General features: G+C 44.8%; 16 protein-coding genes. 7 read left to right on the plus strand and 9 right to left on the minus strand.

The features are described from left to right. The first annotated feature begins 7 nt into the window (after positions 1-7). A complete protein-coding gene (locus AC5WJX_RS14075; protein WP_494485019.1) occupies positions 8-715 on the plus strand; it encodes a 16S rRNA (uracil(1498)-N(3))-methyltransferase in 708 nt (235 codons plus the stop codon). Positions 716-726: 11 nt separating this feature from the next. Beyond that, entirely contained in the window at positions 727-1,230 is a 504-nt protein-coding gene (locus AC5WJX_RS14080; protein ID WP_494485020.1) for a biotin/lipoyl-containing protein, read from the plus strand. A 79-nt stretch (positions 1,231-1,309) separates the two neighbouring features. Here the strand turns inward: AC5WJX_RS14080 and AC5WJX_RS14085 are convergent, their stop codons facing one another. Next, a complete protein-coding gene (locus AC5WJX_RS14085) occupies positions 1,310-2,929 on the minus strand; it encodes an SUMF1/EgtB/PvdO family nonheme iron enzyme (RefSeq protein WP_494485021.1) in 1,620 nt (539 codons plus the stop codon). Positions 2,930-3,091: 162 nt separating this feature from the next. Between AC5WJX_RS14085 and porV the strand changes: the two genes are divergently transcribed. The 3 genes from porV (at position 3,092) to AC5WJX_RS14100 (ending at position 5,233) form a co-directional block, all read left to right on the plus strand. Next, positions 3,092-4,264 carry a type IX secretion system outer membrane channel protein PorV gene (porV, locus tag AC5WJX_RS14090; protein ID WP_494485022.1) on the plus strand — a complete coding sequence of 391 codons (1,173 nt, stop codon included), beginning with the start codon at positions 3,092-3,094 and terminating at the stop codon, positions 4,262-4,264. A gap of 14 nt (positions 4,265-4,278) precedes the next feature. Further along, a complete protein-coding gene (ispF, locus tag AC5WJX_RS14095) occupies positions 4,279-4,761 on the plus strand; it encodes a 2-C-methyl-D-erythritol 2,4-cyclodiphosphate synthase (protein ID WP_494485023.1) in 483 nt (160 codons plus the stop codon). Between the two features lie 160 nt (positions 4,762-4,921). Continuing rightward, a complete protein-coding gene (locus tag AC5WJX_RS14100) occupies positions 4,922-5,233 on the plus strand; it encodes a hypothetical protein (RefSeq protein WP_440430883.1) in 312 nt (103 codons plus the stop codon). 84 nt (positions 5,234-5,317) lie between these two features. On the opposite strand, the gene AC5WJX_RS14105 is transcribed toward AC5WJX_RS14100, so the two are convergent. The 8 genes from AC5WJX_RS14105 to AC5WJX_RS14140 all read right to left on the minus strand — a co-directional run bounded on the left by AC5WJX_RS14105 (position 5,318) and on the right by AC5WJX_RS14140 (position 11,893). Next, on the minus strand, positions 5,318-5,851 hold the full coding sequence (locus tag AC5WJX_RS14105) for a YceI family protein (RefSeq protein WP_494485024.1): 534 nt from the start codon (positions 5,849-5,851) through the stop codon (positions 5,318-5,320). A gap of 82 nt (positions 5,852-5,933) precedes the next feature. After that, positions 5,934-6,524 carry a Crp/Fnr family transcriptional regulator gene (locus AC5WJX_RS14110; RefSeq protein ID WP_494485025.1) on the minus strand — a complete coding sequence of 197 codons (591 nt, stop codon included), beginning with the start codon at positions 6,522-6,524 and terminating at the stop codon, positions 5,934-5,936. 11 nt (positions 6,525-6,535) lie between these two features. Then, positions 6,536-6,700, minus strand: a complete 165-nt coding sequence (locus AC5WJX_RS14115) for a FeoB-associated Cys-rich membrane protein (RefSeq protein ID WP_440430878.1) — start codon at positions 6,698-6,700, stop codon at positions 6,536-6,538. Positions 6,701-6,749: 49 nt separating this feature from the next. Then, complete coding sequence (locus AC5WJX_RS14120) at positions 6,750-7,937, minus strand: hypothetical protein (RefSeq protein WP_494485026.1); 1,188 nt, start codon at positions 7,935-7,937, stop codon at positions 6,750-6,752. 2 nt (positions 7,938-7,939) lie between these two features. Further along, on the minus strand, positions 7,940-8,773 hold the full coding sequence (locus tag AC5WJX_RS14125; protein WP_494485027.1) for a type 1 glutamine amidotransferase: 834 nt from the start codon (positions 8,771-8,773) through the stop codon (positions 7,940-7,942). 3 nt (positions 8,774-8,776) lie between these two features. Further along, a complete protein-coding gene (locus AC5WJX_RS14130) occupies positions 8,777-9,883 on the minus strand; it encodes a carboxylate-amine ligase (RefSeq protein ID WP_440430873.1) in 1,107 nt (368 codons plus the stop codon). A 21-nt stretch (positions 9,884-9,904) separates the two neighbouring features. Beyond that, entirely contained in the window at positions 9,905-11,167 is a 1,263-nt protein-coding gene (locus tag AC5WJX_RS14135; RefSeq protein ID WP_494485028.1) for an ATP-grasp domain-containing protein, read from the minus strand. 21 nt (positions 11,168-11,188) lie between these two features. Continuing rightward, positions 11,189-11,893, minus strand: coding sequence for an esterase family protein (locus AC5WJX_RS14140; RefSeq protein ID WP_494485029.1), 705 nt, complete (start codon positions 11,891-11,893; stop codon positions 11,189-11,191). Positions 11,894-12,025: 132 nt separating this feature from the next. Here AC5WJX_RS14140 and AC5WJX_RS14145 point away from each other — a divergent pair, with 132 nt between their 5' ends. Further along, positions 12,026-12,877, plus strand: coding sequence for an alpha/beta hydrolase (locus AC5WJX_RS14145; RefSeq protein ID WP_494485030.1), 852 nt, complete (start codon positions 12,026-12,028; stop codon positions 12,875-12,877). Positions 12,878-12,956: 79 nt separating this feature from the next. Continuing rightward, positions 12,957-14,762: a translational GTPase TypA gene (gene typA / locus AC5WJX_RS14150; RefSeq protein WP_440430867.1), complete on the plus strand. Its 1,806-nt coding sequence runs from the start codon at positions 12,957-12,959 to the stop codon at positions 14,760-14,762. Positions 14,763-15,129 lie beyond the last annotated feature (367 nt).

Raw genomic sequence — 15,129 nt, forward strand, 5'->3', positions numbered from 1 at the left:
CCAGGCTATGCATGTTTTCTATACACCGGATCTTCAGGATCAGGATCATTACACCTTAAACGAAGAAGAAAGTAAACACTGCAGTAGGGTGCTGCGCCTTGCTGCGGGGGATAAGGTGTATCTTGTTGATGGGAGAGGGGGGCTCTATGAAGCCCAGATTGACTCAGCGTCCAAGAAACATGTCGAACTGCTGATCACTAAAACCACAAAGGCATACCAGAAACGGAACCATCATTTACATATCGCAATTGCACCGACCAAAAATATCGACAGGGTGGAATGGTTCTTAGAAAAAGCAACCGAGATCGGCATTGATGAGATCACACCGATCATCTGCGACCGTTCTGAACGTAAGGTCGTGAAGGAGGATCGTCTGCAAAAGGTAATTACCTCCGCGGTAAAACAATCCTTACAGGCCTATCATCCGGTACTCCATCCGGCGATAACTTTTGCGCAGCTTCTGCAACAACAAACGACCGCTTCAAAGTTAATAGCCCACTGTATCGATGATGCCGAAAGAAGCTTTATCAAAGATCTTGTTCAACCACATGGCAATTACCTGATGCTGATTGGACCTGAAGGTGATTTCAGCCCACAGGAGATCAGTTCTGCGCTAGGGCAGGGCTTTATGCCAGTGACACTTGGAACTACTCGCCTGCGCACGGAAACAGCCGCGCTGGCCGCTTGCTTCGAGCTAAACTATATTAATCGTTAACCTGCATCCATATGTATAAAGTTAAAGTAAATGATCAGCTGCTTTTTGAGGTCGATAAAACAGATACACACTTCGAGGTCGACGGCTCTCCAGTAGATCTGGATGTGCAAGCACTCACCCATCCAAACACCTCCAGTGTGATCTACCAGAACAAATCTTACAACGTTGAAGTAGTCGAGCTCAAAACCCTGGAAAAGACCGCAATGATCAAAGTTAACGGAACTTTGTATACTGTACAGGTAGAAGATCAGTTTGATCTATTGCTGAAGCAGCTGGGTATGGATGCTGCGGCAGGGACCAAGATCCGGGAAATAAAGGCGCCGATGCCTGGGCTTGTGTTAAAGATCATGGTATCCGAAGGTACCGAAGTGAAGAAAGGAGATAACCTGCTTGTTCTTGAAGCCATGAAAATGGAGAATATTCTAAAGTCTACAACCGATGGCGTGGTAAAGAAAATACATGTTGCACAAGGCGACAAGATCGAAAAGAATACAGTATTGCTACAGTTCCAATAAGGGCCACGAAATCCTTCATGAGCATAAACAAGAAAAGGAGCCAAATGGCTCCTTTTCTTGTTTATGCTCATGACAAGTGCTAAATCTTTTTAGGATTGAATTTTCTTGGCGCTTTAGTTTTGAAGCTATTACTGCTTCTTGGACTAATTTCCGAAGCACCTAACATCGTCATTGCACAACGGAAACCGATATCTGCTGTTGCCTCATCCTGTTGAAGGAAACGCCTTGTAGCAGGGTTTAACCATAATGCCTGATCATCCCATGATCCTCCTTTATAAACCCTTGATTTATCATTTACCAGCGTAATTTCGCCGTAAAGCTCATTCTGTCTGTCACGGTGACCTCTTTGATCGGCAACATAACTGCTTGCCACGGTCGTATTACCCAGAGAATCTGTTGCTGTAGTTGCAGCCAATGCTGCTTGCTTTTCTGCCCAGGTTTGTTTTTTACCACTGGTTGCCGGAACCAGAATAGGATTGTTGTATTTATCTACAGCGATCTTAGCCGATCCTGGCTCTAATAGCTTTTTATCCTGGAAGTAATTACCCCTATATGGGTTAAAAGCCTCAGCAGCTTCAAATGTAGTCGGACGGAATACATCGGCAACCCATTCGTTCACGTTACCAGCCATGTTATACAAACCGAAATCGTTCGGCAAGTAAGATCTTACCGCTACGGTTAAACTTCCTTTATCGTTCAATGAGCCGCCAACACCCATGTAGTCACCTTTAGAACGTTTAAAGTTGGCAAGGATCATACCCCGGGTGCTCTTTTTAGCAGAGCTCAAGCCTAATCCATCCCATGGATAAATCTTGTTGGATGCAATGTTTTCATACTGTGTATTTCCGATAAGGCCCAATGCAGCATATTCCCACTCTGCCTCTGTAGGCAAGCGGTAAGGTTGCTTCAGAATACCATCTTCCAACCTTACGTTTCTGGTCGGCGTATCGCCTTTTTTACCCGTTGGGTTCGTCGCTGCAGTCCCAAGATCTTTCATCGCGTTTTTACCGCGATCATCATATTGTCCATTCAAGTATACATCTGTATTGAAAGGACCCTCTGGTCTTGGTGCCGCCTGAACCTGATCCTTCTTGCGGCCCTTGCCGGTGCCATATAAATCTTCGAAAGAGGTCATGTAACCCTGAGAACGTAAAAGCAATTCGTTAACCCTTGATGTTCTCCAGGTGCAGTAACGTTGTGCCTGCTCCCAGGTCACGCCAACTACCGGATAGTCTCCGTAGGCAGGGTGTCTCAGGTAATTGTCTACGTATGGCTCGTTGTAAGATAACGGTCTGCGCCACACCAAGGTATCTGGAAGTTCATTGTAATAATATTCGTAATCATCAGGATAAGACTGTCTGATCCAGTCCAGGTACTCCAGCCAGTTGGTGTTTGAAACTTCCGTTTCATCCATGTAAAAAGAAGATACTGTAATCTCGCGCTTGTGGTTATAATTGCCAAGTTCCTGACCAGGAACGTCCTGTGCACTTCCACCCATTACAAAAACACCACCTTCAATGGCTACAAGTCCGGGTCCTGGTGCACCCCGGTCATAGTTAGCTGGAACCTGAAAGCCTCCGAATTCTTTTTCATTATAATTCCATCCTGTTTTGTCCGACTTGCTGACGGTCTTGGATTTACAGGAATATAATCCAATAATTAGTAATGCAAATAATGAATATAGGTATGTTTTTTTCATAGACGCAAAGCGATAAACTTGAGTGTTAAAATTACTAAAAAATTAAGTTACGCACCAAAATATATAAATGTTCAAAATTTAATTAATAATATCGAAACTTGCTTTTGATGTAAACGGATCTCTTGTAAATTGTAAAAGTAGATTAATAATTACATTTTACAGATGAATTGGAGCGCTTCAACAAAATTTCTGCTCGCGATAGGCCTTGTTTTTGCCGGATTTTCAATGGTTGCCGCGCAAAATCTAAATTCTGACAGTCAATCCCATAGCAATTATACTGCCATATCTACAAGCTACCCCTTTCTGAGCATCACACCGGATGCCCGGGCAGCGGCGATGGGCGAAGCAGGTGTAGCCCGTGATCCAGATGTAAATAATTTGAGTATCAATCCATCAGCAATCGTCTTTTTACCTTCTAAAGCCGGCTTAGGCCTTTCTTACAATCCATGGCTGCAGGGTGTCGTCAAAGACATGAGTTTAAGTTATTTCAGCGCTTATCTGAACTCCGGTCAGCAGGCGATTGGAATATCAATGCGCTATTTCGCCCTTGGTGAAAGCACCTTCCGGGACGAAAATTCGCTGTTGCTCGGTATTGTCCATCCAGTGGAATATGCCTTTGACATCAGTTATGCACGAAAGCTCGGCCCAGACTTTTCGCTGGCCATAACAACCCGGTATGCTCAATCACGGCTCGCCTTAAACGAGCAGGGCACTGCGCTTCGTTCTGCAAGTGCTGCACTAGCCGTCGATGTATCTGCGTACCTGGTCAGGCCAGGCAGGCTCTTCGGTTATAATGCAACATTTGCCGGGGGCGCAAATCTTTCTAACATTGGCCCGGGTAGTCTTGGCAATCCCGGCGGGGCATATCATTACCTACCTGCCAACCTCAAGCTCGGCAGCTCCGCGGCGCTCGCCATTGATGATCTAAGCCGTTTAACCCTCGCTGCAGACTTCAACAAGTTGCTGGTCCCGGTTAGGGTAAATACATCGGGCAATAATGAAAAGGTCACTGGCTTTCCATCCAGCATCTGGAGATCCTTTAGCGACGGCTCCATTAAGGAAGAAATTGCTGAAATTAGCTGTTCCTTCGGTGTCGAATACACTTTCAAACAAGCTTTCTCAATTCGTGCCGGCTATGTATATGGACATCCGGCCAAAGGAAATCGCAGTTTCCTGAGTCTCGGGGCAGGAGTTAAATACCAGAAGATAAACTTTGATGTTGCCTATCTGCCGGTCAACATGGAAAAAAGTCCGATGGCAAATACGCTAAAGATTGGCTTAATGTTTAATTTCGGCCAAATAGAACATTATCGTGAAGGGCTGATCGGGCCATAGCAAAATATATAATCATGAAAATCAAGGTAGGTTTCGGTTTTGATGTCCACCAGTTAAAGGACAATCACCCTTTTATCGTCGGCGGCGTAGATCTTCAGCACCATAAAGGCGCATTCGGGCACTCAGATGCGGATGTGTTGCTCCATGCGATCTGCGATGCCCTGCTTGGGGCGGCAAACCTGCGCGATATCGGCTTTCACTTCAAGAACACTGATCCGAGATGGAAAGGTATCAGCAGCATGATCCTGCTTCAGGAAACCGTTAAGCTGATAAAGGAAAAAGGTTTTGACGTTGGCAACATTGATGCGATGTTGTGCTTGGAAGCACCAAAAATCAATCCTCACATTCCACAAATGCAGCAGAATATTGCAACAGCAATCGGTATTTCTATCGATGATATCTCCATTAAAGCCACTACAAACGAAACCATGGGCTTCATCGGCAGGGAAGAAGGTGTTGTCGCCTATGCGGTTTGTTTGATTGAAAAGCATAGTTAAACGGATGAAAAGCATTAGTCAAACCGAAAGCTAATTGCCCTGCCGCCACCATCTTTGCATCCAAAGAAGTCGGCTGGTATTTCTCGAAACTCAAAAACGCCGGGGTAAATTCAGAAAACAATTCCGGGAAGCTGCAGGTTAATAAAAGAAAATCCTAATTATGAAAAGTTTATTCAAACCGGTTTTAGCGTTTTCCTTTTTAGTGCTGTCCATGAGTGCTTGTTCTTTCGGAGATAAAGGCGATGAATCTGTTGCAGATTCGGTAAGACTGGATACCACACAAGTTCCAGCAATGAATTCCGCCAGCGGGCAGACTTCTTCTGGTTCTGATTCAGGTGCTGCAGACACCACAGGCTTAAGCCAAAGCAACATCAATACCACTTTACGGGATAGCGTAAGTAAGAACCGTTCGGCAAATGGCGGTGCTGATGGCGTGAAACAAAGCAACCAGGAAGGCATCAAGAACAAATAAAGCAAAAGCCGGGATTCACCCGGCTTTTTAGCATGTCTCACGAACCTAGGTTCGTCATCGCCACAGAATGGCTGATATATTTTCTTATGCTTGTTTCACAAATTGTAGCTCACCTAAGATCTTTACCTCGTCACCCAGCATTACACCGCCAGTTTCAAGGGTAGCATTATAGGTAAGGCCAAAGTCGCCTCTTTTCAATTTACCGCTTAAAGTAAAGCCTGCTTTAGTATTTCCCCAAGGGTCAACAGCGATACCGCCAAACTCCACATCAAGAACGATCGGTTTGGTTACCCCTTTAATGGTAATATCGCCAGATACTTTATAGTCATCGCCATCGCGGGTGATGGATGTAGATTCAAAGCTCATGGTAGGGTGAGTTTCAACTTCAAAGAAATCGCCTGTCACCAGGTGGTTGTCACGGTCTGCATTACCAGTATCCACCGAACTCACTTCAGCACTAAACCTCGCCTTAGCATTTTCAAAATGATCATCTGCTTCGCTTTCCAGTTCAGCAGTGAAATTCCTGAAGCTGCCGGTCACCGTGGTGATCATTAGGTGTTTAACCTTAAACTGTAATTCACTATGTGTTGGATCTAATATCCATTTAGTTGTTGCCATGATAGTCTGATTTAGATTTGTTATTTTGATACAACAAAGTTAAGCAGAACTGTGTTTGTGACCGTTGATGTATGTTAAGAAATCAGAATTTTAAAGGCTTGTGCACAAGATCTTTACGCACCCGGCTCAGTGATTCCGGTGTAATGCCCAGATATGAAGCGATCATCCATTGTGGCACCCGCAGCGTCAGATTGGGATACAACTTAATGAAATCCAGGTAACGTTCTTCTGCAGTTGCAGCCAGCAGCAGGTTTATGCGCCGCTGCATAAAACGAATGGCATTATTCAGCATTGTTGAATTTAACAAGGTAAACTCGGGTGCATTTACCGCGGCGGTACAAAAAAAATCTTTTGGAATGATCAATGCAGTGGTAGGCTCTATGGCATCCATATTGAAATCAGAAGCCTCGTTGTTAAGCAGGCCATTACGATCGGATATCCACCAGGATTCCGGCGCGAACTGAATGATGTGTGCCTTCCCCTTACTGTCAATAGAATAACTACGTAACAAACCTTCGAGTACAAAATACGTTCTGGTGCTGGTTTCACCCTGAGACAAGATCAGTTCGTTCTTCAGGAAGGTCTTTATTTTAAGGTCTTTTGCAATGACATCGAATTGCGCATCTGTTAGTGCGATCCGTTGTTGAAGGTAGGATTTAAACTTTTCAAGCATATAGTTTAAATCTATTTCGTTTTAGGATCGATATTGCTGAAATCTACATTGCATTTGTTGCAACCGGTAGCACAACCACCATCTTTTGATGGTTTAATGGAGCGGTAAATGATCCGGCCGATGTAGAACAGGGCCGCCGCAAACAAAATGGCTACTAATACAGCTTGTAAATCCATATTCAAATTTAACCTTATCAGTGATTTTGCTGGTCGATCGAATGTCAAATTATGGGCGCATCAACCCTACAGTACCGCCTACCCAATCAAAATCTTTATTGTAACGTACCCCAATCATTTTACCCCGACTTAATCGCGCCAGATTAATGGCCAATATGGGCTCTTCGCCATCCGGCCAGATGTACATCAAGCGCAGTTCTGCCTTAACACCACCATCAGGAGCCTGTAGTGCAGGTTCGTACTGTACTTTCTCCTGTAGGATCCAGTTTTCCGGATCTTCGATCTTCAAAATATCTTCTTTATTCACATCGATAATCACCCCCATCCCGGCGAACGAAAACAAGGGTTTTAAAACGTAGTTCTCCAAATCCGGCGGCAATGTTTTCACTTCATGCAGGAAGAAACTCTCCGGTACATACTTGCTTTCCAAAAATGGCATCGTGTACTTACTGATCCGGTAAAACCAGTTTGGATGTGTCATCCACTCGACATCAATGATCTCCCGCGGGTCGAAACATTCCTTAAATAAGCTGAAATCGTCTTTAATCTCATCGAAGATCAGTCGGTTATAAATTCGTTTGATCCGCACGTTTACGCCGTTTTCGCGGTAGCAAATGTGATCGGCTTCTTTAAAGATGTCTTCCAGTCCAATAACCTTGATGCCCAGGTGTTTTGCGGTAATGTAAAAATCTATTGCAGTCTTCTGCTTATTTACATCAAGGTCCATGAGTACAACCTGATGTGGTGGATGGTTACCAACAATTACCCTTCTAAGCAGCTCAATATAGCTTTCCCTGGTTAGGCCATTGAAGTACGGCGTAAGGCTAGGGTCTAGGTCAAAGACCGTCTTATACAAATCTGCAAGATGCATCTGGAAGCCATACAACGATGGAAAGCCTTGCAGCTCGATCAACTTCGGCACTAACTTGCCTTCTGCATCTTTGACAATGCCAAAATCAAGCGTGAGGAAATGCGGGTGACTATTTTCAAAAGGTACCTCCCATTCAAATGGAATAGCCTTCTTCGTCAAAGCTTTAAACCCCGGAAGTTTGATGAAGTTGACGATCTCTTCTCCGGCTTTGATCAGTTCTGATTTAAGGTCATCGGGAATAAATACGGGCGTCTCGGCAAGTCTGAATTCAATGGTCGGGAAGCCCTCATCTGCTTTGTTCAGAAATGCCTCATATTTCGCTGCTGTAAAGTTTGCATTGAAACTTTCCCGGTATGACCTGATCATAATTAAACTTCTTGTAAGGTGTTCGAAATTGCTTTGGTGATGAAGTTCGGCAAAATCACGCTTTGTGTAAGAGAGATCCTTTCCGGATGTTCAAGACTGTCAAGCATGTCATAGTATTTCTCTTCGCCGTGATTTTCTATAATGGACTTCTTTTTATCCTCACGAAGCAGATGCATACGCATCCCGGTCGGATCTGCTTCCGGATGGAACTGCGTACCTATGATCTCATCCGAAAAACGGATGGCCATAATGCAACGTTCCAGATCTACATTAGGTCTTTCTTTTTCCAGGGCCAGGATCTTGGCGCCAAATGCGGCAAATGCAGCTTCGTCAGGTTCTATAACCTGCCAATCTCTGCTGTCTACAGAATAGAAAGGATTGCTGAGGCCTTTAAAGAAGGGTTCTTGTTCACCTTCTTCCGTTAAGTTTATTGGGAATATCCCAAAGGCGTTGGACTTACGTTCGGTCACATTACCCAGCCCGAATTTTCTGCATGCCAGCTGGAAGGAATGGCAGATCAGAAATACGTATTTCTTCTCCTGTTCGCCACTTAAATTATGTTCATGGATCTTCTCGAGCAGCTCAAAAAACCGGTTCTCCCAATCTTCACCCTCGCCATCATAAGGGCTGCCCGGCCCGCCGGTAGAGATATAAAGGTTGTGATCCAGGCCTGGTAGTTCACCTTTCTGCCTTAAGTCAAAAATTTCAAGTGAAAACGCAACATCATGATCCTGTTCGTACTTACCTAAAATTTCTATAATCCCCCGCATACCCTGGTTCGCTGCGCCATTATTCATGTCGATCACAGCAACCTTTATCTTCTTAATACTATCCATTTTTTACTGTCGCGCTCCTATTAGCGTTTGGTTGGTTATAAAATCTACAACCGACTCCAATTTGCCCGTTTGTTCATAAACGGCCAACTGCCGGTCTGCGCCTGTTCCGTTTACCAGCATTTTGTGAACATAGTTGATATCTTCCCGGCAACCCAGGTCATCAACAACATCATCCACAAAATCAAGTAGCTCTAAAATCAGGTTTCGGCAGTTCACCTCCATTTCCTTGCCAAAATCAATCAGATTTCCGTCAATCCCGTAACGTGCCGCACGCCACTTATTCTCATTGATCAGTGCACGAGAATAGTTGATGAACGACATATTTCTTAACCGAAGTTGGTACAGCTTAGCACAAAGGGACTGAAAAAGGGCTGTAAGCGCCATTGTCTCGTCAATTAACATCGGGCAATCACATATCCTGAATTCGATGGTTTGGAAGAATGGATGCACGCGGATGTCCCACCAGATCTTTTTTGCATTATCAATGCAGTTGGTTTTGATCAGCAATTTGACATAATTATCATAATCTTCGATGCTGTTAAAGATGTCAGGAATGCCGGTTCTGGGAAATTTATCGAAGATCTTGGTACGGAAAGACTTGTAACCCGTGTTCCTGGATTCCCAAAATGGTGAGTTGGTGGATAGTGCAAATACATGCGGCAGGAAGTACCGCACCTGGTTGGCGATGTGTACCGCCAGCTCCCTGGATTGGAAGCCAACGTGTACATGCAATCCAAAGATCAGGTTGGATCTTGCCGCTTCCTGAAGTTCATTTACGATCTCACTATACCGCGGATGTTCGGTAATCAATTGTTTTTCCCAATGCGAAAAAGGGTGGGTGCCGGAAGCACCGATCCGCAGGCCTTGTTCTCCAGCCAGCTGCGATACCGTGTATCGCAGCTGGGAGATTTCTTTTCTGGCCTGGGTAGTATCCGTGCATATGCCCGTTCCAACTTCCACAACGGCCTGGTGCATCTCTGCTTTCACCTGGTCCTTGTGGATCTTTTGTGCCGCATCAACAATCTTCTGGTCATGCGAAGTGAGTTCCCGGGTCACCGGATCAACAACCATGTACTCTTCTTCAATGCCAAGTGTAAACTCGTTTTTCATGACAATCCGCTTAAGTGGATACTATTTTTTTGTACTGCTTTCCTTCTTGGCTTTTGGTGCTGCTGTTTTAGCTGCCGTCTTTGCAGGTTTGGCTGCTTTTTCAGCTTTTGGCTTTTCTGCTGCAGCAGGTTTTGTCGAAGCCTTCGATGCGGTAGATTTCTTTTCCGCTGCAGGGGCCGCCTGACTGGCATCGTCAGCTTTCGCCGCAGGCTTGGCCTTGGAACTTTTAGCGGTCGTGCTCTTTGCTTTTGTCGTTTTCTTTTGTGGCTCCAGTTCTACCGGTGCTGCAAGTTCTTCGGTAACCGGAATATCTTCTGCTGCCTCAAGTTTGATCTTTGATCCAGCCTTCACCGATCCTTTAACATATTCTCCCCAGGTCAGATTATCCTGGTTTGGCTTGTGCGCGCGGGCGCGTTCAATCGCATATAATGCTGCATGTTCAATCACCCAATTGAAGTTCTCCTCACCAACGCTGGTAATTTCCGCATCTGGTGCCGGATTACAGAAGTCTATCGCGTATGGAATGCCATCACGAACGGCAAACTCTACGGTATTGAAATCGTAACCCAGGTGCTGGTTCAGCTTAATCACGTAATCGTGCATCGTTTGCAGCAGTTCTTCGCTGGACGGTGCCTTGTCAACAGCATAACGCAGGTGGAAAGGATTATTCGGCTCATATTGCATAATGCGCACATACTTGCCCCCAATGCAATAGCAGCGATAATACTCTTCAAATTTGATTTCTTCCTGAAGCATCATCACCAGCTGTTTGGTTTCTTTATGCTTTTCGAAGAAATCTTCTTTGTCGTTGATCTTGTAAACGTCCTTCCAGCCACCGCCGTCAAAAGGCTTCATGTATGCCGGGAATCCGGTATATTCAAATATGGCATCCCAATCCAATGGGTAGGCCAGGTTACTGAAAGATTCGTCTGTCGTGTCTGCGGGCAATTCACGTGAAGGAATCAGCGCTGTCTTCGGTACCGGAATACCGAGCTTCACGGCTAAAGCGTTGTTAAAGAACTTCTCGTCTGCGCTCCACCAAAACGGGTTGTTGATCACCGCAGTACCCGTGCTGGCCGCATTCTTCATCGCAGCGCGGTAAAAAGGTACGCCCTGAGAAATACGGTCCAATATAACAGCGTAATCCAGTGGTTCAGCCTGGAAAATTTTGTCAATGTTTACATATTCCGCAACAAATTCTCCCGCTGCCAACTCGTTTACACGATTTACAAAGGCTTCAGGGAAAGATCTTTCTTGTCCGAATAAAATTCCAATTTTTTTCATCGTTGATGCTTTTTAGTTTTTTTATAGTTTAGATAGGTAATCAGGAAACATCTCCCGCCATATCGGCCAGTCATGGTCGGCGTTGGGCCGGATATCCAGCCAGTGGGAGATCCCCTTCTTATTTAAGATTTCTGATAATTGTTCATTATAGGGCCTGCAGATGTCGCGGTCTGATGTGCCAAGCACGATCCTCATGTTCCAAAGCTCGGGGTTGTTCGCTGCCGGCAGGTAATCCACCGGATTGTGGAAGTAAACATCCTCATTGTAAAACCCATCAAACTGCCCGCGAATATCGAAAGCACCGCTCATGCTAAACATATGCGAAACCAACCATGGGTAACGGAAAGCAAAATTTGCGGCATGGTAACCGCCGAAGCTGCAACCTGCAGTGATTACCTTGTGATGCCCGGTATCATTTTGCGCCCGCGAAACCACCTCCTCCAGCAACATCTTGTCGTACCAGATGTGGTTGCGGATCCTTTCCGATGGGTGTACACCTTTGTTATAAAAACTTAAGCTGTCTATCCCGTCGGGACAGTAGACCTTCACTTTACCTGCGTTGATGAAATGCTGAATGGAATCAATAAGTTTAAAGTCTTTGTTCTCGTAATAACGGCCCTGGCTGGTTGGAAATAAAAGGACCGGAAAACCGCCATGGCCGAAGGTTAGCATGTCGATGTCCATACTCAGGTTTGGACTGTACCATTTGATGTATTCTTCCTGCATAGAGGTAATTTAGATAATAAGATACGAAGAACTTCTCTGTAACAAGAATACGATTCTTTTGTTGCGGAAAAGCGGTCGTATTGCAAAATTTATTATACATCGCGCCTTGTTTTTATTCGTTAATTCCAGATTGTGGAAAACATTTTGCTTAAGCGGGTTGTAAATAGGTTAATCATGATGATCCGGGGATTGCAAATCAGTACGCATACACTTAAATCTACACCGCTGAAACGGCCGGTGGAGTATGTTGTTTATATGCCTGCGGGTATTTCCGGAAATATTCCAATGAACCTGCTGCTGCTAAATGATGGCCAGGATGCCGAAGGACTTCAGCTCAAGGAGACGCTGGAAGATCTATATGCGACCCAGCGGATCGATCCCCTGGTGCTGGTCGCAATCAAGTGTTCCGACGACCGGATGAATGAATACGGCGTAGCCGGGCGCCCGGACTTCCAGAACCGAGGTTCGAAGGCCGATCTTTACAGCCGTTTCATCATTACGGAGCTGCTTCCGCAATTGGAAAAGAAGTTGAACCTGAAGAACAAAGCTAAAGTAGGCTTTGCCGGATTTTCCCTGGGTGGGCTCAGTGCATTCGATATTGCCTGGCACCACAGTCAGATCTTCGACGTCGTTGGTGCTTTTTCAGCCTCTTTTTGGTGGCGGACCAGGGACCTGAGCGATGGCTATGTTCCCGAAGACAGGATCATGCACCAGGTGATCAGGGAAACAAGCCATAAGCCGGAGCTCAAAGTTTGGCTGATGACCGGTACGGAAGATGAAACGGAAGACCGTAACCAAAACTTTATCATAGACTCCATCGACGACACGATCGACATCATCAAAGAACTGATGGATAAAGGATATAGCCGTCCGGATGAGGTATTCTATTATGAGATGGTTGGTGGCCGCCATGAAGTGCCATGCTGGGCAAAGGCACTACCTGCCTTCCTTTGTTGGGCCTTCCCAAGAACGGCAGTCTTTTAGTATCAAGATATTAGCCTCTTTCATAGGCGGTTTTTACGATTAAAAACCTTATCTTTGCGCCAAAATACAGGCGCATTTTATGCAAAAAATTAGAAACATAGCTATTATAGCACACGTCGATCACGGGAAAACCACCTTGGTTGATAAAATTTTACACACTTGTTCCATTTTTCGTGACAACGAGCAAACAGGTGATTTAATTCTGGATAACAATGATCTGGAGCGTGAACGAGGGATTACCATCGTTTCTAAAAACGTTTCAGTAAGGTACAAAGATTATAAAATCAACATTATCGATACCCCTGGTCACGCCGATTTTGGTGGTGAGGTTGAAAGGGTATTAAAGATGGCTGACGGTGTATTGTTGCTTTGTGACGCTTTCGAAGGTGCAATGCCACAAACTCGTTTCGTAACTCAAAAAGCTTTGGCATTAGGCCTAAAACCTATTGTTGTCGTAAATAAAGTAGATAAAGAAAACTGTCGCCCGGAAGAGGTATATGAGCAAATCTTTGAATTGTTCTTCAACCTTGAGGCTACAGAAGATCAGTTGGACTTCCCTGTAATCTATGGTTCATCTAAACAAGGATGGATGAGTACAGATTACAAACAGCCTACAACTGATTTGTTCCCGCTATTGGATGCCGTTGTTGCTTCAATCCCTGCAGCACCAACCAATGAAGGAACATTACAGATGCAAATTACTTCTCTTGATTATTCTTCTTTCGTAGGTCGTATCGCAATCGGTCGTGTACACCGTGGTACCATCAAGGAAAATCAGCCTATTACCCTGATCAAACGTGATGGTAAAATGGTGAAGTCAAGAGTAAAAGAACTATATACCTTTGAAGGTCTGGGTAAAATCAGAGCTACTGAAGTAGCTTCTGGTGATATCTGTGCCGTAGTTGGTATTGAAGGTTTCGAAATTGGTGATACCATTGCAGATTTCGATGCTCCGGAACAACTACCGGTAATCAGTATTGATGAGCCAACCATGAACATGTTGTTCACCATCAATAACTCTCCTTTCTTCGGTAAAGAAGGTAAATTCGTTACTTCTCAGCGTATGAAAGAGCGTTTGTACAAAGAGATGGAGAAAAACCTTGCCTTGAAAGTTGTTGAAACCGAATCTCCTGATGCTTACCTGGTATACGGAAGGGGTATTCTGCATTTATCAGTACTTATTGAAACCATGCGCCGTGAAGGATACGAACTTCAGGTTGGTCAGCCACAGGTTATCATCAAAGAAATCGATGGTAAAAAATGTGAGCCAATCGAGACTTTGATCGTTGACGTACCGGGTGAAGTTGCTGGTAAAGTAATTGAGTTGGTTACACAACGTAAAGGTGAGTTGTTGATCATGGAACCAAAAGGTGATCTTCAGCATTTGGAATTTGATATTCCTGCACGTGGTATCATCGGTTTGAGAAATAACGTACTTACAGCAACCGCAGGGGAAGCGATCATCGCACACCGGTTCAAAGCTTACGAGCCTTGGAAAGGAACAATCCCTGGTCGTTTGAGTGGTGTAATGATCTCTATGGATAAAGGTACTACTACTGCTTATTCTATTGACAAACTTCAGGATAGAGGCCGTTTCTTCGTTGATCCAGGTGTTGATATCTACGAAGGTCAGATTGTTGGTGAGCACATCCGTGATAACGACTTAGTTGTAAATATTGTTAAAGGTAAAGCCCTAACCAATATGCGTGCTTCGGGTACAGATGATAACACTCGTATCGCACCAGCAATTAAGTTCTCACTGGAAGAAGCGATGGAATACATCCAGGCGGATGAGTACATTGAAGTAACGCCGATCAGTATGCGTTTACGTAAAATTCACTTAACAGAGAATGCACGTAAAATCAACGCTAAAAACTATCAATAGCCAATAGCTATATCTTTTTAGGATAGATATAGGCAATACATATAAAGTGCCGGCAGTTCATTCTGCCGGCACTTTTTTGTGTGTGCGCCCGGCACGGGCGCAAACTATAGGGTGAAAGTCCCGAACGCGCCTTGATAGTGGGAAGCGTTAACCTAAGGCAAGGGTGTCCTTCGCGAGGAGGAATCTGAAGGAAGCCGGCGGTAAATCTCTGGCCTGACGAACAGGAAGCGAATCAGGCAGTTGGATGTGGGTGAGTTTGCACAACAAAATAAAGCCCAAAACTATCCGAAACATCCCGCTGTATATTCGACAGGTATATGGAGAGAAAGTTTGCGTTCTTACCCGGGGAGATCTGATAAACTGCTGC

The organism is Pedobacter sp. NEAU-ZC8 (assembly GCF_059278965.1).